Consider the following 24,708-nt stretch of genomic DNA (forward strand, 5'->3'; position numbering starts at 1 on the left):
TGACATTCCCTTCAGCTTGTTATGGGTTTGTCAGGCTATCTCTTAATCTGGACCTAATAACTCGATTATTGCCAGGTAAATGACAGCAACACTGTACTTCTGATCTGACCGGCCACAGCGCCACTATTTTGCGCCACGACGTGTGCGGCCAAAGGCACAATCGCATTATGAGTAGATGAATCGACATTCACCGTCATACTGCTCCCCTTACCTTTAATACTGCTGTGGCTATTGGCATCTGCCAGTTCAATAGCAATATTTTGCGCAGACCCTTCATTTTTATATAAAGAAAGGTCGTCGGAGTATGGCGTGCCATCAAAGGTGACAATCACTTTTGTCGTCATGACAGGGCAACCAATCAGTTTTACCTGAAAAGGCACCCATTCCGAAGACGCGCCAGCGGTTCTGAGATGAGTTCCCAGTAGTTGACCAAAATCAACGTCCTGGTTAACCGACCCGGAATCCACAACGCAAGGACTGACCACCACATTTCCATAGATATTCAGGTCGGCACTATTCGTCGTAAAGGGAATGACGGCAATGAGCGCCAGCATCGGGATAACCCTGCTCCATTTCATGCAATATCCTTTTTCAGGCTAACAGGCATTACTGATAGGTAAATGCAACCTGCATTGCGCTGACAATGGTGCCAGGGTTAATGCTGCCTACGCTGGTAAAGGAGCGTGCGTCGAAGACATAGCTGACCGCATGGGTAGTTGAATTCACGTTCTGAGTCCAGGTTGACTGGTTTGGATTCACAGATGTATCAGTCCACGCAGCGGCATTAGGTTTAATTTTTACCCCTACGCCTGCGGCCGTACCGGTGTTTGCAAACAGGTTGGTATCACTGGCGTAAGGAGTGCCAGAAATGGTCGCCACTGTTTTAGTCGTACTGGCTGGGCAATCTTTCAGGGCAATCGTGAAAGTCTGCGCCGTGCCGCCATAAGAGCCTGCAGTGGCAAGTTCCGTGGCCGGAATATCTCCCAGGGTGACATTAAGATTGGAGTTTGCGGTATCAACAGTACAAGGTGACGCAATCACGTTGCCCGTAATATTGACCTGAACCGGAGCCGCAACGGAAGCGTGGATGCTGCCAGCCAGTAATAAGGTATTGGCCAGAGCAAGCAGAGTCATTTTATTCATGATGGTTCCTTTATTTAATAGTGGTAGTAAATCTTTAATGGGTAATAAAACTATTCGTGGCCTAATTTATTGGTAAGTAAAATCAACCTGTAATACAGCGCTGATGGTGCCAGGTATGGATGGCTGGGCTGTGGGGCTGTATGCCCGCGCGACCAGATTAAATGCCACGGTGTGATCTGCTGCTACCGTCTTTGTTATTGATGGGCGCACAGAACTAATAAATTGACTGTCATCAGAATTACCGACCTGGATTGCGGTACGCGTTGCTGTGCCGCTATTTTTATACATTCCCGGATATGCAGGATCAAATGCCCCGGAGAAAGTGGCCGTTGCGCTGGTAATTGCCGGGCAGTTTTTTAGTTTAATTTGAAAGCTGGTATATGGAGATACATAAAATGTATCCAGTGTTGACGCCTGAATATCCCCCAGGTCTACGTCAACCGAGGCTGCCCCGTCGACCACACAGGGAATAGCCTGTACCGTCCCGTTAAAATCAACCCGTGACGAATCCGCAAACACCGAAGATGCGTTCATCAATAAACCACATAATAATATCGCTATTTTTTTCATAAATAATCCCCAGCAGGTTTTCATAAATAACCTGACGTTAAAGTTTTTCTCTATATATGCTGATGAGCAGATCAGTTGTAATAAACAGTAATCGTAATTGACGTAGAATAATTACCCACCGTCGGCGTAGTATTTAAATACGTTAACTTGGTTGTAAAGGGAATTGATGCTGACATGGCAGACGTCATATCAGCAAAAGCCGTCACGTTACTGAAATCAACGGGCTGCCCAGTGCTATTGTTCACCAATCCCAGCTTCAACCCATTCCCCAGATTTAAACCTGTGCTGTCTGCCAACGGGCTCGGTGAAGTATATTGCGCCGTCAGTTTAAACGGGGCGGCACAGTCTTTCGTTACCGATGCGGTGAACGTTTTATCTGCGGCGGCAGGTTGGCCCACGACGGCATTAAACGAGTTCACACTATCGAAAGTAATGCTGCTTGGCGTCACCGAAAGATTAGCCGAACAGGGCAGGAATCGAATTCCTGTCAGGCCTATATTGTTATAACGGAAGTTTTCCACCACGTTCAACCCACCCACACCATCAAGCTGGAAGACACTGAAATAATCCCAACCGGAATAATTCCCGCTCATGGTCCCTTTCTTTTTAATGTACACGTTATAACTAAAGGTAAAGTTTGTCGGATAAGAACTCTTGCAAACATCCGGGGTAAAGTTACAAACGGGAACCACAATCGGCAACGGCACCTGCATGGCAGACATATTGATGTCTGAACCATTGAGGACAATGCCATATTCGATCCCCGCACCTAATGGCACACGGTCTGGATTAGGGTATAAATAAACGTTTTCAGCCGCTCCCGCCCGGTCTTTCCAGCAGGTCACATTCATGGTTCTATTTTCAGAACGCCAGATAACGGTGCCATCGGGCACAGATTGAGGCACCGCAATAGAACCGATATTTTCGGTAAAATAGAATGAACCATTATCGGCGGACTGACAGCGCAGAGCTAAAGCCTGATTTGAAAATAATAATGACACCCCAATAATAAAGATCGCTTTTTTTATATTCTTAAATAAAAAAATGCAGCATGCATGAAAACGAGATTGTATTTTCATTGTTTAATACCTGATAAATGGTGCAGTTCTGTCTGGTGTCGATTATTCCGAGCATATCGCCAATAAAAAATTAGCGGCACTGCCCGGTAGAAATAACAATGCCATCTTCAGACGCTTTTTCTGGCAAGACATAATGTATTTGGCACTGTTGATCCGGAGTGCTCCCCCATTTCGCCAGTAGCGTTCCTTGATCGGCCAAACCGGTTAAATAGACTTGCCCGTTATCACCCACAATGAAACTTTGCGCATTTTGCTCGGACATATTTGTCACTATGGCCCCGAATGGAACAGGCACGCCGTTCATACGCAGCAACGTCATCATTGCGCGTTGACCAACATTGGCGACAAAGCTGGCACGCACGACGGCTCCGCGCGTTGGCACCACGTTCTGGTTGGTCAGTTCCAGATCCACGTTTTCTGGCAGGGTTTCGGTGTTCAGCTGAACCTGATTTCTGCGGTATGGGCTGGTGTAAGGCACGATGGCATAACCCCGCCAGTCCGTTTTCACGCCCGTCTGGTTACTGATGCCGACGCCGCTGGCTCCCGGAGCCTTCACCAGGGCCACGGTTTCGCCCAGTGGCTGCCCAAAAGTCACGCCGTCCTCATGTACCAGGACTCCGCCCTGCACGCCATAGTTCACACGCTGAGTATTTTGGTCATAGGCATAGCCCGCAGTCAATTCCGCGTAGGTGCCGCGATAATCTGCATTAAGGTTACCGGTATTCCCTGCGCCCTGGCTGCCGTAACCTTCCTGCACACTCCAGCTTAGGTTGTTATCAGCGAGCGTGGTGCCATTCAGACCCACGGTCTGAGTGGTGTTGCCGCTCTTGCTGGTGTTCAGGTTATAGCTGGCGTAAGTACGCGGCAAAAACTGGTCAAGCGGGATACTGATATTCAGACTGAATATCTGATCGCGATCGTAGACTTTCCCCGAATTACTGCCGTCACCGCTACCACGCGAGTTTTCGTTGTAGCTGTAGTTGAGACCATAACTGATGCCGTTCCAGGCATTATTGTAGCCGCCGCCTATCGAGCGCAGAGTTCGGTTGCTGCTCCAGTAGTCTTCTGAGACCCAGCTCAGTGATAGCGATCCGGCATTCTCCCAGAGATTCTGGCTGATCGTCATTTCGCTGCGGTTACGGCGTCGATCTACCTGCGTGTTCAGGTTGTCAGACCGCCAGGTATCCATCACTTCTTGCAGGCTGTAGTAGCCGTCAGTCGAATAGCGATAGCCTGCAATGGCGAAGTTAGTGCCGGTCTGGACAATATTTTTACTGTAACGCACCCGCCACGACTGGCCGGAGTCTTCCGGCATATCCTTCATCGAAGACCAGGCCTGGGTCACATCGGTCGACAACGCGCCGAAATCCCCGAGGTTTTTACCTAAGCCAAGCGCGACGGAACGATATTTATCCGACCCCTGCCCGCCGCCATACAGCGTGAACCCGTGAGGCAGACCGTAAATCGCCGTACCTTGTGCGAAAGGCGTGTCATCAACCTGATTGTCATAAGAACGATACTGACCACCGGTGACCGCAAACTTTAACCGCCCTTCACGCTGTAAAACCGGGAGCGAGGCGAAAGGTACTACCAGCACCTGCTCGCTGCCATCCGCTTCTTTAATAGTGACGTAAAGATCGCCGGAGCTGCCCGTCGGGTACATATCATTGATTTCAAAAGCACCCGGTGAAACATAGCTTTGATAAATGATGTAACCGTTCTGGCGGATAATCACCTGCGCGTTGGTGCGAGCGATCCCGCGGACCACGGGTGCATAGCCTTTGAGGCTGTCCGGCATCATCTCATCATCGGAGGCCAACTGCGCCCCGCGAAACGGCACGCTGTCAAACACGTCTGATGGAGAAGAACTGTCACCCAATGTCAGCTGACTTTTCAGAGCATTGATACTGCGCTGTGCGTAGGTATAAACAGAATTCCACTTGTCTTGCCCGTTACTGTCGCGGTTCCAGGTCGAGTAATTGCGTAAACGCCACGGCCCGATATTAATCCCCGGACGCAGGTTGGCATATTGGCTATTACCATCCTCCCCTGTGTTACTGCGCGAATAGTTGTTTGAGGCACTCAGGCTGTAATTGAGAAGAAAAGCCGGAATACCGTTATCCCACAATTTTTCCGGAACGTATCCGCGCGCTTTCTGCTCAATGGCTGCCTGCGGGATGCTTAGCAGAAGCTGTTGCTGAGAGAAGCGAAACTCCGCGCTGGCCTGGGGGATCGCGCTGAGACTTGCGCATTCCGCACTGTTATCCCCTAACTCAGGGAAAAGCGCGGTTTTAATGCCCATATCCTGCAATTGTGCAACGCTGAGGCAAGGTTGCAGACTCTCTTTGCCTGCGCCATCTTTCAGCATCTTAAACTCTATATCGCGCGTGTCATATTCCTGATCATTGACATAGATATCGACGTGATAAGTTCCCGGCGCCTGACCCGCCCCTTCCTCAAAAACAGACAGATCTGAACTCCCCTGGCCTGGATTATCTAATTCCAGTAACGCAGGGTTGAAATATTCACGGGCATTGGTAACAGGTGAAAAACCGCAAATCGCCAGCTGGCTGGCAATTAACCACGCCAGTCTACTGACTCGTAATCTATCCCTGGTATTGATCTGTTTTTCATGGCTATACATCATTAAGCTCCATTGCCAACGAGACAATAAATTTTCCTGACTCTTTTAAAATTATTTTTATCGAGACTGACTTTAAGCAACGTCGGATCACAGAGCGGCACGGTGCTCTTCACCAATACCACCGAAGTCACTGATGATTTTCCAGGTGACCGTTCCTGCTGTTACGCCGGATAGCAACTTAAAGGTCGCGCTGCTTTGCGGTGCAACATAAGTGACATCCGCGACTTCTTTACCGCCGACTTTCACTTCCTGGAAATTCATATAAAACGGGGTGGGATTAGTCACACTCAGACTATTACCGTTACGTTTCCAGACTAATTTCTCTGCACTTTCTTCAGGAACCCCTTTTAGCCCCTGCGGACGATATATCAATTTGATACGTGTCTTAACGGCTATTTGCAGAGTGTTTTTAGAATTGTCCTGCTCAACAGAAGGAATGGCCTTAATATTCATCCAATAAAGGGATTCACGATCGGTAGCCAAATTTCCACCAGCACGGACAATACGTAATACGTTGCTTTTGCTTCCATCAAGACGAAACAGCGGAGGCGTCACCATGAAAGGGGCTTTCTCAGTGCCATTCTCGCCGGTATCAATCCACGACTGGATTAAATAAGAGACGTTGTCGGGGTTGTTGACGCTGAGTGAAGACTCCTTCTTGCCACCATCATAAATAACGCGCGTACCGCCGACGACCACACCTGCATAAGTGGATGCCGTTGCGAGCAATAAAGAAAGAAAAAGAGCACCAGAAACAATTTTCATTAATAACCTCAAAAGAAAATATGAAGAAAGGCCGATCGTAATGACCCGGCCTTCATTAAGTACTGGCTTACTAATTAGCCATAAATGACTTAGTTGTAAGTTACAGAGAAGTTAGCCGTGGAGTTCGCAGGGCCGACAGAAACAGTGTCAGAAGTCGCGATATAACGAGCCACGAATTTCAGTTTATTATCAGCAGTGCTGGACAGCGGGTATGCTTTAGAAGCAGTAAACAGCGGCAGTACGGTGTTAGCATCGTCAGCCAGCTGAATGCCTACGCCAGTAGCAACGCCGCTTTCTGGGGTCAGAGCCAGAACGCTGGTGTCACCGGTAACATTGGTGCCGTCAAATTTAACCATTGCGTTGTGAACGGTATCCGGGCAGTTTTTCAGAACCAGAGTGAAGTCGGTTGCTGCAGCAGTAGAGCCTGCACCAGTAAATTCAGTTTTCATAACCTGACCCAGAGTCACATCCAGTGGAGCTGAAGGCGTGTTGACAACTTCACAACCCGCATCGATGATTTCACCCTTGAAATCAACCTGGCCACCTGCGGCAAAAGCTGAAGAAGCAGACAGCACAGCAGCAACAGCGAAAGCAGAAGCAATAATATTTTTTTTCATATTTAAGTCCTTAAATGTTTTCTTGAATTCCGTCAGAATTAGATAGTCGAATCCCTCATCTTAATTAAAAGAAAGAGTCCATTGACGGAATATGCTTGGTAGATAAATAGAGCATTAGAATAATATCCTTCACGCCCGGGCATTTCATTAAGTAAAAATAAAACAACTTCCACGTAAATAAATACGTAAAAAGCTTTCTTAATACATTATTTCTTGCCGGAAATGTTCATTACCCTTTTGCTGAAACAAGTTTCCTCAAAAACTAATATCCATTCAAGATTTTTTTCGGTGTATTTTTACACCGTAACATTCGTTCACACTTCCAGGAATATTCACCATAATTCCTGCATCCATACCAGGAGCCAGGCTTCACCAAATAAAAACATCGCAGGCCATAAGTAATGACTAAATATATAAAACCTTTTTTCACCGCAAATCCTGAACTGGAAAGCATGAAACCTACCGCTGATATTGAACGGTTAATGATGCATTTAAATCCCGAACTTAACAATATTAAAACATATAACGACCAAATTATTAACTACAACACAAATAAGGTACGTCAATGTTTTCTATTACATAAAGGCAGCGTTTCACTTTATAGAATGGTGGATGGCATGGTGCTAAATACCGAGTCAGCCCCGTATGTTTTCGGCATGAGCACACAGCTAACGCATGCCGACTACCTTTACATCCGTGTCCATGATGCCGCTGAGATCAGTATGCTATCCATTGACCGGGCAAATGAAATTATTGAAGAACACAATCTGTGGAAAAATTTGGCATACCTGCTGATTTACACCGCAACACGGGTTTACGATCACTGCACTAAAATATCGGCTCTTACTTCGTATGATGTGATTCGCTACCAGATTTATGAGCTCATGAGTGAAACGGAGAGCGTTCGCCGCTCTGTGACGATCGCCAAATACGTGCAAGATCGGACGTTCCTCTCCCGCAGTAGCATCATGAAAATATTGGCCGAACTTAAGAAGGGGGATTACATTGTTACGGACAAAGGAATGCTGGTATACATTAATCATATCCCTTTGAAATATTGATGGTCAGTATGGGTCATTGTCGATCCAGTCATATGCTAGACTAAAAATAATAACCTATGACGATGACATGAATAATGAGCAAAGAGCTACTTTCCGGCCCTTCTCCTTCGATGATACAGGTGCAGGCGACTCTTGATTTAGTCGAAAAACTCAGCCCGCATCTTACGTTTGAAATCGTGCCGCCCCAAAGCAAATTCCCTTACATCATCGATGATATCCCTATGTGTACGGTTGTACGATCCGGGAAGGTTAGGGTCCGCCGTGACAGTGATGAGATCGTCATAGCTTCAGTACCGATCCCTAATATCATGGGGGTCGGTTCATTAGTACCCAAAAATGCGGGGCTCTATATCGAAACGGTCAGCGAATGTTCCATTGCGTCACTGACTTCTGAGCAGGTCCTGAAATTGATTGGGCAACTCGATCTCTGGCAGTTGCTCTCTGCCCATATAACGAAGGTTGCCAATAATGTTCTGGTGTATAGCATCATCATGACGCCGCCAACGGCATACGAAGTGATCCGCTTTCAGCTGTTGGCACTGATGGATGAAGATTCAGATATCAGGAACGACATCACTGCGGCGAATTATATTTTGCAACGAACCCGGTTATCCCGAAGTTCGGTGATGAAAATTCTCGCCGAGCTGAAAAAAGGAGAGTTTATAGTGATGGACGAGGGACGGCTTATCCACATCAATAAGCTACCACACAAGTACTAACCCACGGTCGAAGAAGGGACAGGTTCGCCCTCTCCCCGCCTGTCACCACCGTCAGAACTTTTCGATAACCTTAAAGTGCATTAACACCAGTGTCATATCCGGTGAGAACAGATCGTACTCTTCAAAAAAGCGTTTATGCTCGTTGCGCCAGTAAGCCAGGGTTTTATCACCTTCCCCTTCAGCCAGAGCATGGGCTTCGCCCACCTGATCAAAAGTGGTCATTTCCGTGGTGGTCAGTTCTATCGCGCAAACCGGCTTATTCTTGCCATCCACAACCACAAAGATATCACCAGGCTGCGCGATACCCTCACCATCCAGGTTAGCGCAGGTGGCTGTTTTCACGCCGTCCAGCACCAGTTTGGCCAGTTCATCCGCCTGACGCTCAGTGTCACCGAATGCCCAGCGTTCTACATCTTCATACTTTTCAGGAATAGACATTGTTACCGTACCTTTTATTCGAACCATCAACTGATAATAAAATATAAAACGCCCGATGCAATTTCTTGCACCAGGCGTTTAAGAGACTTCACAATTCAACCAACAAAATTCAGATTATTCGTCCGCTTCGTCGTCGGTATTATCGTCTGCTGCGTCTTCACTTTCTGCTTCTGGTGCGATGTCGTCATCACCTTCAGCAACGGTGCCGTCGATTGCATCCAGCTCTTCTTCGTCAACCGGTTCTGCAACACGTTGCAGACCCACTACGTTTTCATCATCCGCAGTACGGATAAGGATAACGCCCTGGGTGTTACGGCCAACGACACTGACTTCAGAAACGCGAGTACGAACCAGAGTACCAGCATCGGTAATCATCATAATCTGGTCGGTATCTTCAACCTGTACCGCGCCAACGACACTGCCGTTACGCTCGGTCACTTTGATGGAGATAACGCCCTGAGTCGCACGTGACTTGGTCGGATACTCATCAGCAGCAGTACGCTTACCGTAACCATTCTGCGTCACAGTCAGGATAGAACCTTCACCGCGTGGAATGATCAGGGAAACGACTTTGTCTTCGCCTGCAAGTTTGATACCGCGCACACCTGTTGCCGTACGGCCCATGGTACGAACGGCGTCTTCTTTGAAGCGCACCACTTTACCCGCAGCCGAGAACAACATCGCTTCATTGCTACCGTCAGTCAGATCAACACCAATCAGTTCGTCACCTTCGTTCAGGTTAACGGCGATGATGCCTGCAGAACGTGGACGGCTGAAGTCAGTCAACGCAGTTTTCTTCACGGTGCCGCTCGCGGTCGCCATAAACACGTTAACGCCTTCGGCATACTCACGTACTGGCAAGATAGCAGTGATACGTTCGTTCGGTTCCAGCGGCAACAGGTTCACAATTGGACGGCCACGCGCACCACGGCTCGCTTCCGGCAACTGATAAACCTTCATCCAGTACAAACGACCACGGCTGGAGAACAGCAGAATGGTATCGTGCGTATTGGCAACCAACAGACGGTCGATGAAATCTTCTTCTTTAATGCGTGCTGCGGACTTACCTTTACCACCACGACGTTGTGCTTCGTAGTCGGTAAGCGGCTGATACTTCACATAGCCCTGATGGGACAGCGTCACAACCACATCTTCGCGGTTGATCAAATCTTCAATGTTGATATCAGAGGTGTTCGCAGTAATTTCAGTCCGGCGCTTATCGCCAAACTGATCGCGCATCGCAACCAGCTCTTCGGTGATCACTTCCATCAAACGTTCAGCGCTGCCCAGAATGTGCAGCAACTCAGCGATCTGCTCCAGCAGCTCTTTGTATTCGTCGAGCAGTTTTTCGTGCTCAAGGCCGGTCAGTTTCTGCAAACGCAGATCCAGAATTGCCTGAGCTTGTTGCTCGGTCAGGAAATATTGACCATCACGAATACCAAACTCTGGCTCCAGCCACTCAGGACGCGCAGCGTCATCACCGGCACGCTCAAGCATCGCGGCAACGTTGCCCAGATCCCATGAACGCGCGATCAGGCCTGCTTTCGCTTCAGCCGCATTTGGAGAGTGACGAATCAACTCGATAATCGGGTCGATGTTAGCCAGCGCAATCGCCAAACCTTCAAGGATGTGTGCACGGTCACGCGCTTTTCGCAGTTCGAAAATAGTACGACGCGTTACAACTTCACGACGGTGACGCACGAACGCAGAAAGAATGTCTTTCAGGTTCATGATCTTCGGCTGGCCCTGATGCAGCGCAACCATGTTGATACCGAAGGAAGTCTGAAGCTGAGTCTGGGAATAGAGGTTGTTCAGAACCACTTCGCCCACTGCATCGCGTTTGATTTCGATAACAATGCGCATCCCGTCTTTATCAGACTCATCACGCAGAGCACTGATGCCCTCAACGCGTTTGTCTTTCACCAGCTCAGCGATTTTCTCAATCAGGCGAGCTTTGTTCACCTGGTATGGAATTTCATGAACGATGATAGTCTCACGGCCGGTTTTGGCGTCCGCTTCGACTTCCGCGCGTGCGCGGATATAAATCTTGCCACGACCTGTGCGGTACGCTTCTTCGATACCACGGCGGCCATTGATGATAGCGGCAGTCGGGAAATCCGGACCTGGGATGTATTCCATCAGCCCTTCAACGGAGATGTCTTCGTCTTCGATAAAAGCGAGGCAGCCGTTGATAACTTCAGTGATGTTGTGTGGCGGAATATTCGTCGCCATACCTACTGCAATACCGGAAGAACCGTTAACCAACAGGTTAGGGATCTTGGTCGGCATCACATCAGGAATACGTTCGGTACCGTCGTAGTTATCGACAAAATCGACCGTATCTTTTTCCAGATCGGCCATGAGTTCGTGGGCGATTTTCGACATACGGATTTCCGTATAACGCATCGCTGCGGCGGAGTCGCCGTCTACTGAACCGAAGTTACCCTGGCCGTCGACCAGCATGTAACGCAAAGAGAATGGCTGCGCCATACGTACGATGGTGTCATAAACAGCCGTATCACCATGAGGGTGGTATTTACCGATTACGTCACCAACAACACGGGCAGATTTTTTATAGGCTTTATTCCAGTCATTGCCCAATACGTTCATGGCGTAAAGTACGCGACGGTGTACCGGCTTGAGTCCATCGCGGACATCTGGCAGTGCGCGGCCGACAATAACCGACATCGCGTAATCCAGATAGGAGCTCTTAAGCTCTTCCTCAATGTTGACCGGTGTAATTTCTCTGGCAAGGTCGCTCATGTATCCGCTATCCCTCTACTGTGTCCCGGATTCAAAGGTCGCAAATTATAACACAAGCGGCGCTCAGTGGGGAAACCAGAACACATTTGCAGAATGCTTTATTCACAGACGTTGACTGATATACTCCCGCCACGAAACGAGTAAGGAGTGAGTAGCCCTATGAATGCCGAAGACCAACCCGTCATCCACAACGTCGACCATGATGAAATCGCAAAATTTGAAGCCGTTGCCTCGCGCTGGTGGGATTTAGAAGGCGAATTTAAACCGCTGCACCGCATTAACCCGCTGCGTTTGGGCTATATCAACCAACGTTCTGGCGGATTGTTCGGCAAAACGGTGCTTGATGTCGGCTGCGGTGGCGGTATTTTGGCAGAAAGCATGGCTCGTGAAGGCGCAACAGTCACCGGGCTCGATATGGGCTTCGAGCCGCTTCAGGTCGCTAAACTTCATGCGTTAGAAAGCGGCATTCAGGTGGATTACGTTCAGGAAACCGTTGAACAACACGCAGATAAGTTTGCCGGTAAATATGACGTTGTCACCTGTATGGAAATGCTGGAGCATGTGCCCGATCCAAAATCAGTCGTGCGTGCCTGCGCAAAATTGGTGAAGCCTGGCGGTCATGTCTTTTTCTCCACGCTTAATCGTAATGGCAAATCGTGGCTGATGGCCGTAGTCGGTGCGGAGTACATTCTGCGCATGGTGCCAAAAGGCACGCATGATGTTAAAAAATTCATCAAACCGGCTGAATTGCTGGCGTGGGTCGATGAAACTCAGCTACGTGAACGCCACATGACCGGGTTGCACTTTAATCCCCTGACGAACACGTTCAAACTTGCACCAGGTGTTGACGTTAACTACATGTTGCACACCCAGGGTTAAATCAAGTTCAGCAATACGTTAAAACGATAGAAATTGCGCGGTATCAAACCGCGCAGTTATGGATCACGTTTAAGAAATCAGCACCCGATCAAAAATATCATTTTTTTTGCATCCCATTGACAATTGTCACAAGCCTTACGTGGCGTGGACTTAGCGAAATCTCGCCTGTCACAACACCAATTTTTCGGTTAAATCAATACTTGTTCTCAACCGATTAGTTACTAGAATACTCACCATATAGTGATCAAGTAATCCATAACCCCCTACATATAGTATTTATCCACAAGGTTAGCCACAAGAGGCCAGCTGTGGATAAACGGGGCATTTTTCATTTCACGGACAGGTACAAACTCACATGAATCAGAGTCTGCTGGTTACAAAACGTGACGGTCGCACTGAGCGCATCGATCTGGATAAAATCCACCGAGTTCTGGATTGGGCCGCTGAAGGTCTGAATAACGTATCCGTATCGCAAGTTGAACTGCGCTCGCACATCCAGTTTTATGACGGCATCAAAACCTCTGACATTCATGAAACGATCATCAAAGCGGCGGCAGATTTGATTTCTCGTGAAGCGCCGGATTATCAGTACCTGGCCGCGCGTCTGGCTGTTTTCCATCTGCGTAAAAAAGCGTACGGCGAGTTCGAGCCGCCAAAACTTTACAACCATGTCGTGAAAATGGTTGAGATGGGCAAATACGATCAACATCTGCTGGAAGACTACACGGAAGAAGAGTTCAAGCAGATGGACGATTATCTCGACCATGATCGCGATATGAGCTTCTCTTACGCCGCGGTTAAACAGCTTGAAGGCAAGTACCTGGTTCAAAACCGCGTCACGGGTGAAATCTACGAGAGCGCACAGTTCCTCTATATCCTGGTTGCCGCGTGCCTGTTCTCCGGCTACCCGCGTGAAACTCGCCTGAGCTACGTGAAGCGTTTTTACGACGCCGTTTCCACCTTCAAAATTTCTCTGCCTACGCCGATTATGTCTGGCGTGCGCACCCCGACTCGTCAGTTCAGCTCCTGCGTTCTGATTGAGTGTGGCGACAGCCTGGACTCCATCAACGCCACCTCCAGCGCGATTGTGAAATACGTTTCCCAACGTGCGGGTATCGGCATTAACGCCGGTCGTATTCGTGCGCTGGGTAGCCCAATTCGCGGCGGTGAAGCGTTCCATACCGGTTGTATTCCGTTCTACAAACACTTCCAGACCGCAGTGAAATCCTGCTCTCAGGGCGGTGTGCGTGGTGGTGCTGCAACGTTGTTCTACCCGATGTGGCATCTGGAAGTTGAAAGCCTGTTGGTGCTGAAAAACAACCGTGGCGTTGAAGGCAACCGCGTTCGTCACATGGATTACGGCGTACAAATCAACAAACTGATGTACACCCGTTTGCTGAAAGGCGAAGACATCACCCTGTTCAGCCCGTCTGACGTCCCAGGCCTGTATGACGCCTTCTTTGCCGATCAGGAAAAGTTTGAGCAGCTGTACACTCAATACGAAAAAGACGACAGCATCCGTAAACAACGTGTGAAAGCCGTTGAGCTGTTCTCGCTGATGATGCAGGAACGTGCATCTACTGGCCGTATCTATATCCAGAACGTTGACCACTGCAACACCCACAGCCCGTTTGATCCGGCTATCGCGCCTGTTCGCCAGTCCAACCTGTGTCTGGAAATTGCGCTGCCGACCAAACCAATGAATGACATCAACGACGAAGACGGTGAAATCGCACTGTGTACGTTGTCTGCATTTAACCTTGGCGCAATCGAAAGTCTGGATGAGCTGGAAGAGCTGGCTATTCTGGCGGTGCGTGCGTTGGATGCGCTGTTGGACTACCAGGACTACCCAATCATTGCCGCAAAACGTGGTGCAATGGGCCGTCGTACTCTGGGTGTGGGCGTCATCAACTTCGCTTACTACCTGGCGAAACATGGCGTTCGTTACTCCGACGGCAGCGCGAACAACCTGACGCACAAAACCTTCGAAGCGATTCAGTATTACCTGCTGAAAGCGTCGAACGAGTTGGCGAAAGAGCAAGGCCCTTGCCTGTGGTTCAACGAAACCACTTACGCTAAAGGCATTCTGCCTATCGACACTTACAAGAAAGACCTGGATGTCATCAGCAACGAACCGCTGCATCTGGACTGGGAATCGCTGCGTGAATCCATTAAAACTCACGGCCTGCGTAACTCCACGCTTTCTGCGTTGATGCCGTCTGAAACCTCGTCGCAAATTTCCAACGCGACCAATGGTATCGAGCCACCGCGCGGCCATATCAGCATTAAAGCGTCGAAAGACGGTATCCTGCGCCAGGTTGTGCCAGATTACGAAACGCTGAAAGACAACTATGAGCTGCTGTGGGAACTGCCAAACAATGACGGTTACCTGCAATTAGTCGGTTTGATGCAGAAATTTATCGACCAGTCGATCTCTGCAAATACCAACTACGACCCAACGCGCTTCCCGTCAGGCAAAGTGCCGATGCAACAGTTGCTCAAAGATTTGCTCACCGCCTATAAATTCGGTGTCAAAACGCTTTACTATCAGAACACCCGTGACGGCGCGGAAGATGCGCAAGACGACCTGGCGCCTTCTATCCAGGACGACGGCTGCGAAAGCGGCGCATGTAAGATCTAATCTTAGCCCCCTCACCCTAACCCTCTCCCCAGGAGAGGGAACTCTCTTCCCCCCTCACCCTCAGTGAGGGGCCGGGGTGAGGGAACTCTCTTTCCCCCCTCTCCCTTAGGGAGAGGGCCGGGGTGAGGGGAAATCGATACCACAGGACTCAAATTCATGGCTTACACCACTTTTTCACAGACGAAAAACGATCAGCTCGCGGAACCGATGTTCTTTGGCCAGTCGGTTAACGTTGCACGCTACGATCAGCAAAAATATGACATCTTCGAAAAGCTGATTGAAAAGCAACTTTCCTTCTTCTGGCGCCCGGAAGAAGTGGACGTCTCCCGTGACCGCATTGACTATCAGGCTCTGCCCGATCACGAGAAACACATTTTCATCAGCAACCTGAAATACCAGACGCTGCTGGACTCCATTCAGGGACGCAGCCCGAACGTCGCTTTGCTGCCGCTTATCTCTATTCCTGAGCTGGAAACCTGGGTTGAAACGTGGGCGTTCTCCGAAACCATCCACTCGCGCTCTTACACCCACATCATCCGTAACATTGTTAACGATCCGGCGATTGTGTTTGACGATATCGTGACCAACGAAGAAATCTTAAAGCGCGCGAAAGATATCTCCGGTTACTACGACACGCTGATTGAGATGACCAGCTACTGGCATTTGCTGGGTGAAGGCACGCACAACGTCAACGGCAAAACCGTGACCGTAAATCTGCGCGCGCTGAAGAAACAGCTTTATATCTGCCTGATGAGCGTGAACGCGCTGGAAGCGATTCGTTTCTACGTGAGCTTCGCCTGTTCTTTCGCTTTCGCCGAGCGCGAACTGATGGAAGGCAACGCGAAAATCATCAAACTGATTGCCCGCGACGAAGCGCTGCACCTGACTGGTACTCAGCACATGCTGAACCTGATGCGCTCCGGTGAAGACGATCCTGAAATGGCCGAAATTGCACAAGAATGCCGCCAGGAATGCTATGACCTGTTCGTGCTGGCCGCTGAGCAAGAAAAAGAGTGGGCCAGCTATCTGTTCCGCGACGGTTCAATGATCGGCCTGAACAAAGATATTCTCTGCCAGTATGTTGATTACATTACGAATATTCGTATGCAGGCTGTCGGCCTGGATCTGCCATTCAAAACGCGTTCAAACCCAATCCCATGGATCAATGCCTGGCTGGTGTCTGATAACGTACAGGTTGCGCCGCAAGAAGTGGAAGTGAGTTCTTATCTTGTTGGCCAGATTGACTCGAATGTCGATGCTGACGACCTGAGCAATTTCCAGCTTTAAGCCATGAGCCGCATTACATTACGCAAATCCGGCGCACAACTGTTATGCGGGGAAGAACACCCTTCCCTGCTGGCGACGCTTGAATCTCATCAGGTCACCGTCGAGTATCAGTGCCGGGAAGGTTATTGCGGCTCCTGCCGTACTCGTTTAATTGCCGGAGAAGTGAAGTGGCTTACCGAGCCGTTAGCGTTTATTCAACCCGGCGAAATACTGCCCTGCTGCTGTAAAGCGCAGGGCGATATTGAAATCGAGATGTAAAAAAACCTCCCGCGGGAGGTTTTTTATTTATTAACGTAAACTCTCTCTGGCTTTCATTTGTTGGTGATGTTTGTTCTCTCCCACCATCACCACCAGCAGTAGCACAACAGCCAGCACACTGCCGCCAATCATCACCATAAAGCCACCGTCCCAACCGAAGAAATCCACGGTATAACCCACAATCGCGCTCGCGGCGACCGACCCGCCCAAATAGCCAAACAATCCGGTGAAGCCCGCCGCGGTGCCTGCGGCTTTTTTCGGTGCCAGCTCAAGTGCGTGCAGGCCGATTAACATCACCGGGCCATAAATCAGGAAGCCGATGATGATCATGCATGCCATATCTACACCTGGGTTGCCCGGAGGATTTAGCCAGTACACCACCGTGGCGATAGTCACCAGAATCATAAAGAACACGCCGGTCGCACCACGGTTGCCTCTGAAGACTTTGTCCGACATCCAGCCGCAAAGTAGCGTTCCTGGAATCCCTGCATATTCATAAAGGAAGTAGGCCCAGGAGGATTTATCCAGCGCGAAGTGTTTCACTTCTTTCAGATAGGTTGGCGACCAGTCGAGAATGCCGTAACGAAGTAAATAAACGAAAACGTTCGCAATCGCGATATACCACAGCAGGCGGTTAGGGAAAACGTACTGCATGAAGATCTGTTTGGCGGTCAGTTCTTCTTCCGCGCTTTCGCTGTAGTCGTCCGGGTAATCGTTTTTATACTCTTCTATTGGCGGCAGCCCGCAAGACTGCGGCGTATCTCGCATTAAAGCAAAAGCAATCAATGCCACCAGAATAGCGGCGAAAGCAGGCATATACAGCGCTGCGTGCCAGTCGTTAAACCACGCCATCCCCAACAGGAACAGCAGCGGAGGTAACCCACCACCGACGTTATGAGCGCAGTTCCAGATGGAAACAATTCCCCCACGCTCTTTCTGAGACCACCAATGCACCATGGTACGCCCGCACGGAGGCCACCCCATTCCCTGGAACCAACCGCATAAGAACAGCAGTACAAACATCACAGCAATGCTGGATGTCGCCCATGGCACAAAGCCCATAAACAGCATGACGGCCGCAGCCAGAATCAAACCAGCAGGTAAGAAAACACGCGGATTGGAGCGGTCAGAAACCGACCCCATGATAAATTTCGAGAAACCGTACGCGATGGAGATCCCTGACAGCGCAAAACCCAGGTCGCCACGCGAGAAGCCCTGCTCCACCAAATACGGCATCGCAAGGGTAAAGTTTTTACGCACCAGATAGTACGCGGCATAACCGAAGAAAATCCCCATGAATATCTGCCAGCGCAGACGACGATAAGTCGGATCGATGTGCTCGCTTTTCAGTCGTGACTGGTGCGGGCTAGGTTTGAAAATGCTTAGCATGAATGCCTCCGTGGCAGTTTTTATCAGGCAATTTTCGTTTGCGAGCGCATGTTAAGGATTATCCCGGTGAGTTAGTGTGAAACATCGCACAACATATTACATTTTTATTACAAATTATCGAAATAGTGCATCACCTCTCATTTTGCTTTCGATTTATGCTCGAATTTGCTCGATATCAAACATTAAAAGAGTTAACTGTGGCTGAATAGCACGCAAGAGGATCTTTCCAGGAGAAGAGCATGGCGACGGGATGCAAAGAGTGGGATGTGATTATTATTGGCGGAGGTGCGACCGGCGCGGGCATAGCCAGAGATTGCGCTCGGCGTGGTTTACAAACCGTGCTGCTGGAAAGACATGATATCGCAACCGGCGCAACAGGCCGTAATCACGGTCTACTTCATAGCGGCGCGCGCTACGCCATGACAGACGGCGAATCAGCCAGAGAATGTATTGAAGAAAACCGCATCCTTAAACGCATTGCTCGCCATTGTATTGAACGCTCAGACGGTTTGTTTATCACCCTTCCCGAAGATGACTTATCGTTACAAACAACCTTTATTACCGCCTGTCAGAATGCAGGAATCGACGCCGAACGCCTCGAACCTAAAGACGCTTTACGCCTGGAACCTGCTGCAAACCCTGAACTTATTGGTGCCGTACGCGTACCGGATGGCACCGTTGACCCTTTCCGCCTGACCGCTGCCAATATGCTGGATGCTCGCGAACACGGAGCCGAAATTTTGACAGGCCAGGAGGTCACCGGCCTCATTCGCCAGGGGGACAGGGTATGCGGGGTGCGCGTTTACAACCACCAGACCCGACAACATCACGATTTATACGCAAGCATGGTCGTGAATGCTGCCGGGATCTGGGGGCAGCACATTGCTGAATATGCTGATTTAAGCATTCGCATGCTCCCGGCAAAAGGCTCGCTGCTGATCCTCGGCCATCGTATTAATAACATGGTGATCAACCGCTGCCGGAAACCTGCTGATGCCGATATTTTGGTGCCCGGCGATACCATTTCGCTGATTGGCACCACCTCAACGCCTATCGAATATGACCAAATCGACAATATGCGCGTCACGCCGCAAGAGGTCGATATTCTGATACGTGAAGGCTCAAAGCTGTCACCCAAGCTTGCCGCAACCCGCATTTTGCGTGCTTATGCTGGCGTCCGCCCGCTGGTGGCAAGTGATGATGACCCAACCGGGCGAAACGTCAGCCGTGGGATCGTGCTGCTCGATCACGCAAAACGCGATGGGATGGAAGGTTTCATCACCATCACTGGCGGCAAACTGATGACCTATCGCCTGATGGCAGAATGGGCGACTAACGCGGTATGTGAAAAACTCGGTAATAGCAAAAGCTGCACTACCGCAACCGCTCCTCTTCCGGGTTCAGAAAGTTCATCGGAAGAGACCCTCAGTAAAGTGATTTCGCTGCCGCCAACTATCCGGCGAAGCGCCGTGTGGCGTCACGGCGATCGGGCAGGAAAACTGCTGGCAGGCGACCGCCTGAGTAACAGCCTGGTGTGCGAATGTGAAGCGGTGACGGCGGGCGAAGTTCATTACGCGGTTAACCATCTGTCCGTCAGCAATCTTGGCGATTTACGCCGTCGTACTCGTGTGGGCATGGGCACTTGCCAGGGAGAGCTATGCGCCTGCCGTGCGGCGGGGTTATTACAACGCTTTGGCACCTCCTCACCGGCACAATCACTCGATCAACTCTCTCTTTTCCTCAACGAACGCTGGAAAGGCATTCGCCCCATCGCCTGGGATGATGCGCTGCGGGAAAGCGAATTTACCGCCTGGGTTTACCAGGGATTGTGCGGCCTGAAAAATGGATCGAAAAAGGGAACACCACAATGAGATTCGATAGTCTGATTATTGGCGGTGGTTTAGCCGGGTTGGTATGCGGTATTCGCCTCGCGGAGGAAGGCCTGCGTTGTGCCATCATCAGCCGTGGGCAAAGTGCTTTGCATTTTTCATCCGGCTCGCTGGATTTGCTGGCGGAACTCCCCGACGGTACCCCCGTAACATCCCCGTTAAACGCACTGGAAGCCCTGAATAAACAGGCACCAGAACACCCGTACAGTTTGATGGGAGCGGAAAACGTCCGCCATTTCGCCGCTGAAAGTGAGGCGCTGCTCGCCCGGTGTCATCTCAATCTGCAAGGGTCTTATCAGCAAAACCATCAGCGCATTACCCCGCTGGGAACGCAACGTGCCACCTGGCTTAGCCCTGAAGAAATACCCACCGCAACACTTGGTTGGAAGAGAATTACCGTCGTTGGCATTGCGGGGTTTCTGGATTTTCAGCCGGAACTGGTCGCCGGTTCTCTTGCGGAAAACCATATCGAGGTACGAACAGCCGAGCTCACCCTTCCTGCACTGGACACGTTGCGAAATAATCCCAGCGAATTCCGCGCCGCCAATATTGCCCGAGTTCTGGATATGCCTGAGCAACAACGCTTGTTGATTGACGAGCTTAAAGCGCTGGCAATTAACACGGATGGCCTGTTTTTACCGGCATGCCTTGGGAGCGAAGATTCCCAGACCTGGCAAGCAATCAGCCGCCAGTTGCCCTGCCCGCTACGTTTGTTACCGACTCTGCCTCCTTCGGTGCTCGGAATGCGCATGCACCACCAATTACGCCGCCGCTTCCTGCAACTTGGCGGAATAATGATGCCAGGCGATGCCGTGCTGAGAACGCAAATAGAGCAGCAGAAGGTCACTGCGGTTTTCACGCGCAATCATGCTGAAGTCCCGCTGCAATCAAACAATGTGATTCTTGCCAGCGGCAGTTTTTTCAGCAACGGCCTGGAAGCAAAATTTAGCGGAATACGGGAACCGATTTTCGGTCTGGATATTCGCGCTCCCGAGCAGCGAGACGCGTGGTGCAAAGAGGATTTTTTCAGCCCTCAACCCTATTTGCAGGCAGGCGTTATCGTTGATGAACATTTTCAGCCACGGCTCAACGGGCAGCGTATCGAAAACCTTTACGCCATTGGTTCGATACTCGCCGGATTCGACCCAATCCAGCAAGGTTGCGGCGCGGGCGTTTCAATGACCGGCGCGCTGCATGTCGCCCGGCAAATTATTGATAATCATGGGGGCAACGCATGAGTCTGCTCGATGAAACCCGTTTTGAAAACTGCATTAAATGCACCGTGTGCACCACCGTTTGTCCGGTAAGCCGGGTCAATCCCGATTATCCAGGCCCGAAGCAATCTGGCCCTGATGGTGAGCGCCTGCGCCTCAAAGATGCCGCACTTTACGACGACGCGCTTAAATACTGTACCAACTGCAAACGCTGCGAAGTGGCCTGTCCGTCTGATGTGAGAATTGGCGATATCATTCAGCGAGCGAAAGCCCGCCACGGTAAAACATCGTTCAACTTAAGAGATGCGATTCTCAGCCACACCGATTTGATGGGCACGCTCTCTACCCCGTTTGCACCGTTGGTCAATACCGCGACGTCACTGAAGCCGGTCAGAAACTTGCTCGATAAAACCCTCGGCATCGACAGCCATCGAGCTTTGCCAAAATACTCATCCGGCACCTTTCGCCAGTGGTATCGCAAGCAGGCAAAGACTCAACAAGCCTTTGCTGAACAAGTCGCTTTTTTCCACGGCTGTTATGTCAATTACAACCACTCCCAGCTTGGCAAAGATGTCGTGCGCGTGATGAATGCCATGGGCTTTGGCGTGCAATTGCTGGAGCGAGAAAAATGCTGTGGCGTGCCGTTGATTGCGAACGGTTTTATCGATAAAGCCAAAAAGCAGGCGGCCATAAATGCGGCGTCTTTAAGCAAAGCGGTGCTGGAGCAAGGGCTGCCTGTGATTGCCACTTCATCCACCTGCACGTTTACATTGCGCGACGAATACCCGCATGTCCTGGACGTCGATACCCGCCCAATGCGTGATCACATCGAACTGGCAACACGGTTTATCTGGAAGCAACTGGAAAAAGGACGCGAGTTAAAACTGAAAGCAATGCCGCTGCGTATTGCCTACCACACACCTTGTCATATGGAGAAAATGGGCTGGTCGTTATACACACTCGATTTGCTGCGCCGCTTGCCAGGTGTCGAACTCGTTATACTCGAGTCTCAGTGCTGCGGTATTGCCGGAACCTATGGATTTAAAAAGGAAAACTACTCAACGTCGCAACAGATCGGTGCGCCGTTATTTCAGCAAATAGAAGAAAGCGGGGTCGATTTGGTGGTGACAGATTGTGAAACGTGCAAATGGCAGATCGAGATGTCCACCAGTAAAAAATGCGAGCACCCGATTACGCTGTTAGCGCAGGCGCTCGCATAATCTTAAATTTCTATGGATTCGACCACGTTCACCCAGCCATGCTCGGCGGCGACATCCCAGCCGTTGAGCCAGCGACGCAACATGTTTAACGCCATCATCGCGCAGACTTCCTGACGGGTGCGCAAAGTGTGGCGGGTGACGCTGAATTTCACTTGTAAACCATAAGTGCCGTTTGGTGTATGGAGGGCGAAGTTAAGGCATTCGTCTTCCAGGCTCCCCACCACCAGCGCCAGGGTACTTCCCGCTTGCAGCGCGAAGGTTTTGGCGCGTTCGGTCAGTTGTACCAGCGATTCCGGGCGCGAAGAAAGCACTTCGCTGTTGCCCAACGGGGCTTGCGCACTCGAAAGTTGTAAACACAATAATCCCGCAGTGAATTGCTCACTCACCGCGATATTCAGCGACTGTGCTCTCAGACGTTCCGCGAGTTGTGCGGGTAGCCCTGCCGTCCCTTCAAAAATGGCACTTTCACCCGCCACACGCTGCACTTGTGGCCAGACGCGCTCCATCGCCTCGCGCTGGCTTGCAGGGCCGGTCAGCTTCAACTCAATGATGGGCATGGATGAGCGATAGCCCATTACCGCACCTTCCGGCAACGTCAATGGGTCGAGGCTCTGGGCGAGTTCGCTTTCAGAACGCCCGAAAGTGGTGAGTCGCAGGCACACTGGCGGCTCCGGCAACACAAAACGCTCGCGCAAACGCGGCATGATTTGTTGGTCAACCATCACTTTAAATTCGGAAGGGACGCCTGGGGTGAAAAACATCAGGCAGCGGTTAAGTTGCAGAGCAAATCCGCAGGCAGTACCAACGGGGTTATCGACCATTTCACTGGTCGCAGGAATCAACGCTTGCTTACGGTTGCTCGGCGCCATTTCACGCCCACGCTCGGCAAAGAATCGCTCCATTTTCTCAAGCCATTCCTGGTGCATCACCAGTTCTACGCCTGCGGCGGTAGCGGCGGCCAGTGCGCTAAGATCATCGCTGGTTGGCCCCAGGCCACCATTTACAATCAGAATATCTGCCTGCTCGCTGCGCTCTTTGAGCACCGCGATTAAATCGTCGAGACTGTCGCCTACCGTATTACGGCGCGACATCGGTAAACCCTGGTTAAAAAGGTAATCTGCAAGCCAGGCTGCATTGGTATCAATAATTTGACCATGCAGCACTTCGTCGCCGGTAGACAGCATTTCCACTTTTATCATCGTTTTACTCCGCGGGAAGATAACGATTCACTATAACTCAAATTATTTTGGGGATTGCCAGAAATGAACAGGCCGCATTTACTGCGGCCTAAGAAATGAATTCAATATAAAAATCCTCAAAGGATTTCGTGCTGCAGGAAGGCGGCAAGAGAACGAATCCCGATGAGCTTAGTTTACTAAGTGATTCGGGTGAGCGAACACAGCCAACGCCCCTGCAACATGAAAGACGAAGAGGATTTTAGAAGGAGGCGCTCACACCGACATATGGCCCATCAGCGATCGCATTGTCACGCTCGCCATTTTTATTTTCCATACCGATGTAACGATAGCCGGCTTCAATCGCAACAGGACGCAGAATCGTCCAGCGTGCACCCGCGCTCGCTTCCTGGTAGTTTTCTACGCCGCTGGAGAGGGAGTCTGGGGAGTAATAGTAATCACCGAACACCGAGAAGCTATCGAAAATCTTCCAGCTCAGACCGCCGCCGACTGCCAGCGCATAACCTTCATCGCCATCATTAGGATTCAGGTAAACCGCACGCCCACCCACTGTTCCCATCAACGGGCCTAATGGCAGGTTCAGACCTAAACCCAGGCCCACAGTATCGCCATCGTCATCGTTATGCGCATAGTTACCGGTCATCGCCAGACCTGGAGTGTCGTTACCAAAACCGACTGCAATATTGGTGTATTTTTCACCTGCCTGGCCACTGATACTGATTGCACTTGCAGATGCAGAAACGAGTGCCAAACCGGCAACGCCAACCATTAATAATTTGTTCATGCTTTCGATCCTAAGCAAAAAAAGGGATATCCCTGAAAAGAGGCCGATTCTACAGCCACGAATGATGTAATCAACGTGTTAGAAACTCTTTTCATTAATCGTTTGTAAGAAAATGAAAAAAATTGGCTATGCTGTGACAGGCTAAATGTATG

General features: G+C 50.3%; 21 protein-coding genes. 9 read left to right on the forward strand and 12 right to left on the reverse strand.

Annotated features, from left to right (window positions below):
* Positions 1-65: 65 nt before the first annotated feature.
* From RHD99_RS17345 to RHD99_RS17375, 7 genes are all read right to left on the reverse strand, one after another.
* Positions 66-578 carry a fimbrial protein gene (locus RHD99_RS17345; protein ID WP_309875517.1) on the reverse strand — a complete coding sequence of 171 codons (513 nt, stop codon included), beginning with the start codon at positions 576-578 and terminating at the stop codon, positions 66-68.
* Positions 579-606: 28 nt separating this feature from the next.
* Positions 607-1,143 (reverse strand): fimbrial protein, encoded by a 537-nt coding sequence (locus RHD99_RS17350; protein WP_309875519.1) that lies wholly within the window; start codon positions 1,141-1,143, stop codon positions 607-609.
* A 66-nt stretch (positions 1,144-1,209) separates the two neighbouring features.
* Positions 1,210-1,713 carry a fimbrial protein gene (locus tag RHD99_RS17355; protein WP_309875521.1) on the reverse strand — a complete coding sequence of 168 codons (504 nt, stop codon included), beginning with the start codon at positions 1,711-1,713 and terminating at the stop codon, positions 1,210-1,212.
* A 71-nt stretch (positions 1,714-1,784) separates the two neighbouring features.
* Positions 1,785-2,714 carry a fimbrial protein gene (locus RHD99_RS17360; protein ID WP_309875523.1) on the reverse strand — a complete coding sequence of 310 codons (930 nt, stop codon included), beginning with the start codon at positions 2,712-2,714 and terminating at the stop codon, positions 1,785-1,787.
* A gap of 148 nt (positions 2,715-2,862) precedes the next feature.
* Entirely contained in the window at positions 2,863-5,436 is a 2,574-nt protein-coding gene (locus RHD99_RS17365) for a fimbria/pilus outer membrane usher protein (RefSeq protein ID WP_309879198.1), read from the reverse strand.
* 87 nt (positions 5,437-5,523) lie between these two features.
* A complete protein-coding gene (locus tag RHD99_RS17370) occupies positions 5,524-6,201 on the reverse strand; it encodes a fimbrial biogenesis chaperone (RefSeq protein WP_309875525.1) in 678 nt (225 codons plus the stop codon).
* Between the two features lie 89 nt (positions 6,202-6,290).
* Complete coding sequence (locus RHD99_RS17375) at positions 6,291-6,818, reverse strand: fimbrial protein (RefSeq protein ID WP_309875527.1); 528 nt, start codon at positions 6,816-6,818, stop codon at positions 6,291-6,293.
* A gap of 401 nt (positions 6,819-7,219) precedes the next feature.
* Here RHD99_RS17375 and RHD99_RS17380 point away from each other — a divergent pair, with 401 nt between their 5' ends.
* Both RHD99_RS17380 and RHD99_RS17385 read left to right on the forward strand, forming a co-directional pair.
* On the forward strand, positions 7,220-7,879 hold the full coding sequence (locus RHD99_RS17380) for a winged helix-turn-helix transcriptional regulator (protein ID WP_183271073.1): 660 nt from the start codon (positions 7,220-7,222) through the stop codon (positions 7,877-7,879).
* A 74-nt stretch (positions 7,880-7,953) separates the two neighbouring features.
* Positions 7,954-8,598 carry a winged helix-turn-helix transcriptional regulator gene (locus RHD99_RS17385; protein WP_309875531.1) on the forward strand — a complete coding sequence of 215 codons (645 nt, stop codon included), beginning with the start codon at positions 7,954-7,956 and terminating at the stop codon, positions 8,596-8,598.
* Positions 8,599-8,649: 51 nt separating this feature from the next.
* On the opposite strand, the gene RHD99_RS17390 is transcribed toward RHD99_RS17385, so the two are convergent.
* Positions 8,650-9,036 (reverse strand): ASCH domain-containing protein, encoded by a 387-nt coding sequence (locus RHD99_RS17390; protein WP_183271075.1) that lies wholly within the window; start codon positions 9,034-9,036, stop codon positions 8,650-8,652.
* 114 nt (positions 9,037-9,150) lie between these two features.
* The gene (gyrA, locus tag RHD99_RS17395; protein ID WP_309875533.1) at positions 9,151-11,799 is read right to left on the reverse strand and encodes a DNA topoisomerase (ATP-hydrolyzing) subunit A; all 2,649 of its coding nucleotides are present in this window, start codon (positions 11,797-11,799) and stop codon (positions 9,151-9,153) included.
* 159 nt (positions 11,800-11,958) lie between these two features.
* Between gyrA and ubiG the strand changes: the two genes are divergently transcribed.
* The 4 genes from ubiG to yfaE all read left to right on the forward strand — a co-directional run bounded on the left by ubiG (position 11,959) and on the right by yfaE (position 16,864).
* Positions 11,959-12,678, forward strand: a complete 720-nt coding sequence (gene ubiG / locus RHD99_RS17400) for a bifunctional 2-polyprenyl-6-hydroxyphenol methylase/3-demethylubiquinol 3-O-methyltransferase UbiG (RefSeq protein ID WP_309875535.1) — start codon at positions 11,959-11,961, stop codon at positions 12,676-12,678.
* Positions 12,679-13,033: 355 nt separating this feature from the next.
* Positions 13,034-15,319, forward strand: a complete 2,286-nt coding sequence (gene nrdA, locus RHD99_RS17405; RefSeq protein WP_309875537.1) for a class 1a ribonucleoside-diphosphate reductase subunit alpha — start codon at positions 13,034-13,036, stop codon at positions 15,317-15,319.
* A gap of 156 nt (positions 15,320-15,475) precedes the next feature.
* Positions 15,476-16,606 (forward strand): class Ia ribonucleoside-diphosphate reductase subunit beta, encoded by a 1,131-nt coding sequence (nrdB, locus tag RHD99_RS17410; protein WP_183271079.1) that lies wholly within the window; start codon positions 15,476-15,478, stop codon positions 16,604-16,606.
* A 3-nt stretch (positions 16,607-16,609) separates the two neighbouring features.
* On the forward strand, positions 16,610-16,864 hold the full coding sequence (yfaE, locus tag RHD99_RS17415; protein WP_183271080.1) for a class I ribonucleotide reductase maintenance protein YfaE: 255 nt from the start codon (positions 16,610-16,612) through the stop codon (positions 16,862-16,864).
* Between the two features lie 30 nt (positions 16,865-16,894).
* Here yfaE and glpT read toward each other — a convergent pair whose 3' ends face one another.
* Complete coding sequence (glpT, locus tag RHD99_RS17420; protein WP_309875540.1) at positions 16,895-18,253, reverse strand: glycerol-3-phosphate transporter; 1,359 nt, start codon at positions 18,251-18,253, stop codon at positions 16,895-16,897.
* 239 nt (positions 18,254-18,492) lie between these two features.
* On the opposite strand from glpT, the gene glpA reads away from it, so the two are divergent.
* The 3 genes from glpA to glpC are packed head-to-tail and all read left to right on the forward strand — an operon-like array spanning position 18,493 to position 22,576.
* Positions 18,493-20,124, forward strand: a complete 1,632-nt coding sequence (gene glpA / locus RHD99_RS17425) for an anaerobic glycerol-3-phosphate dehydrogenase subunit A (protein WP_309875543.1) — start codon at positions 18,493-18,495, stop codon at positions 20,122-20,124.
* Positions 20,121-21,380: a glycerol-3-phosphate dehydrogenase subunit GlpB gene (glpB, locus tag RHD99_RS17430; protein ID WP_309875545.1), complete on the forward strand. Its 1,260-nt coding sequence runs from the start codon at positions 20,121-20,123 to the stop codon at positions 21,378-21,380. Before glpA ends, glpB begins: the two co-directional genes overlap by 4 nt.
* A complete protein-coding gene (glpC, locus tag RHD99_RS17435) occupies positions 21,377-22,576 on the forward strand; it encodes an anaerobic glycerol-3-phosphate dehydrogenase subunit GlpC (RefSeq protein ID WP_309875546.1) in 1,200 nt (399 codons plus the stop codon). Before glpB ends, glpC begins: the two co-directional genes overlap by 4 nt.
* Before the next feature lie 2 nt (positions 22,577-22,578).
* Here glpC and RHD99_RS17440 read toward each other — a convergent pair whose 3' ends face one another.
* Positions 22,579-23,775, reverse strand: coding sequence for a nicotinamide mononucleotide deamidase-related protein YfaY (locus RHD99_RS17440; RefSeq protein ID WP_309875547.1), 1,197 nt, complete (start codon positions 23,773-23,775; stop codon positions 22,579-22,581).
* Positions 23,776-24,013: 238 nt separating this feature from the next.
* On the reverse strand, positions 24,014-24,556 hold the full coding sequence (locus RHD99_RS17445; RefSeq protein ID WP_183271086.1) for a YfaZ family outer membrane protein: 543 nt from the start codon (positions 24,554-24,556) through the stop codon (positions 24,014-24,016).
* Between the last annotated feature and the right edge of the window lie 152 nt (positions 24,557-24,708).

The organism is Buttiauxella selenatireducens, from assembly GCF_031432975.1.
GTDB classification, from domain to species: domain Bacteria; phylum Pseudomonadota; class Gammaproteobacteria; order Enterobacterales; family Enterobacteriaceae; genus Buttiauxella; species Buttiauxella selenatireducens.

What these genes read in the sequence shown, in the direction of transcription:
- RHD99_RS17345 (WP_309875517.1), bottom strand. Translation starts at nt 578, where the DNA reads ATGAAATGGAGCAGGGTTATCCCGATGCTGGCGCTCATTGCCGTCATT.
- RHD99_RS17350 (WP_309875519.1), bottom strand. Translation starts at nt 1,143, where the DNA reads ATGAATAAAATGACTCTGCTTGCTCTGGCCAATACCTTATTACTGGCT.
- RHD99_RS17355 (WP_309875521.1), bottom strand. Translation starts at nt 1,713, where the DNA reads ATGAAAAAAATAGCGATATTATTATGTGGTTTATTGATGAACGCATCT.
- RHD99_RS17365 (WP_309879198.1), bottom strand. Translation starts at nt 5,436, where the DNA reads ATGTATAGCCATGAAAAACAGATCAATACCAGGGATAGATTACGAGTC.
- RHD99_RS17370 (WP_309875525.1), bottom strand. Translation starts at nt 6,201, where the DNA reads ATGAAAATTGTTTCTGGTGCTCTTTTTCTTTCTTTATTGCTCGCAACG.
- RHD99_RS17375 (WP_309875527.1), bottom strand. Translation starts at nt 6,818, where the DNA reads ATGAAAAAAAATATTATTGCTTCTGCTTTCGCTGTTGCTGCTGTGCTG.
- RHD99_RS17380 (WP_183271073.1), top strand. Translation starts at nt 7,220, where the DNA reads ATGACTAAATATATAAAACCTTTTTTCACCGCAAATCCTGAACTGGAA.
- RHD99_RS17385 (WP_309875531.1), top strand. Translation starts at nt 7,954, where the DNA reads ATGAGCAAAGAGCTACTTTCCGGCCCTTCTCCTTCGATGATACAGGTG.
- RHD99_RS17390 (WP_183271075.1), bottom strand. Translation starts at nt 9,036, where the DNA reads ATGTCTATTCCTGAAAAGTATGAAGATGTAGAACGCTGGGCATTCGGT.
- gyrA (WP_309875533.1), bottom strand. Translation starts at nt 11,799, where the DNA reads ATGAGCGACCTTGCCAGAGAAATTACACCGGTCAACATTGAGGAAGAG.
- ubiG (WP_309875535.1), top strand. Translation starts at nt 11,959, where the DNA reads ATGAATGCCGAAGACCAACCCGTCATCCACAACGTCGACCATGATGAA.
- nrdA (WP_309875537.1), top strand. Translation starts at nt 13,034, where the DNA reads ATGAATCAGAGTCTGCTGGTTACAAAACGTGACGGTCGCACTGAGCGC.
- nrdB (WP_183271079.1), top strand. Translation starts at nt 15,476, where the DNA reads ATGGCTTACACCACTTTTTCACAGACGAAAAACGATCAGCTCGCGGAA.
- yfaE (WP_183271080.1), top strand. Translation starts at nt 16,610, where the DNA reads ATGAGCCGCATTACATTACGCAAATCCGGCGCACAACTGTTATGCGGG.
- glpT (WP_309875540.1), bottom strand. Translation starts at nt 18,253, where the DNA reads ATGCTAAGCATTTTCAAACCTAGCCCGCACCAGTCACGACTGAAAAGC.
- glpA (WP_309875543.1), top strand. Translation starts at nt 18,493, where the DNA reads ATGGCGACGGGATGCAAAGAGTGGGATGTGATTATTATTGGCGGAGGT.
- glpB (WP_309875545.1), top strand. Translation starts at nt 20,121, where the DNA reads ATGAGATTCGATAGTCTGATTATTGGCGGTGGTTTAGCCGGGTTGGTA.
- glpC (WP_309875546.1), top strand. Translation starts at nt 21,377, where the DNA reads ATGAGTCTGCTCGATGAAACCCGTTTTGAAAACTGCATTAAATGCACC.
- RHD99_RS17440 (WP_309875547.1), bottom strand. Translation starts at nt 23,775, where the DNA reads ATGATAAAAGTGGAAATGCTGTCTACCGGCGACGAAGTGCTGCATGGT.
- RHD99_RS17445 (WP_183271086.1), bottom strand. Translation starts at nt 24,556, where the DNA reads ATGAACAAATTATTAATGGTTGGCGTTGCCGGTTTGGCACTCGTTTCT.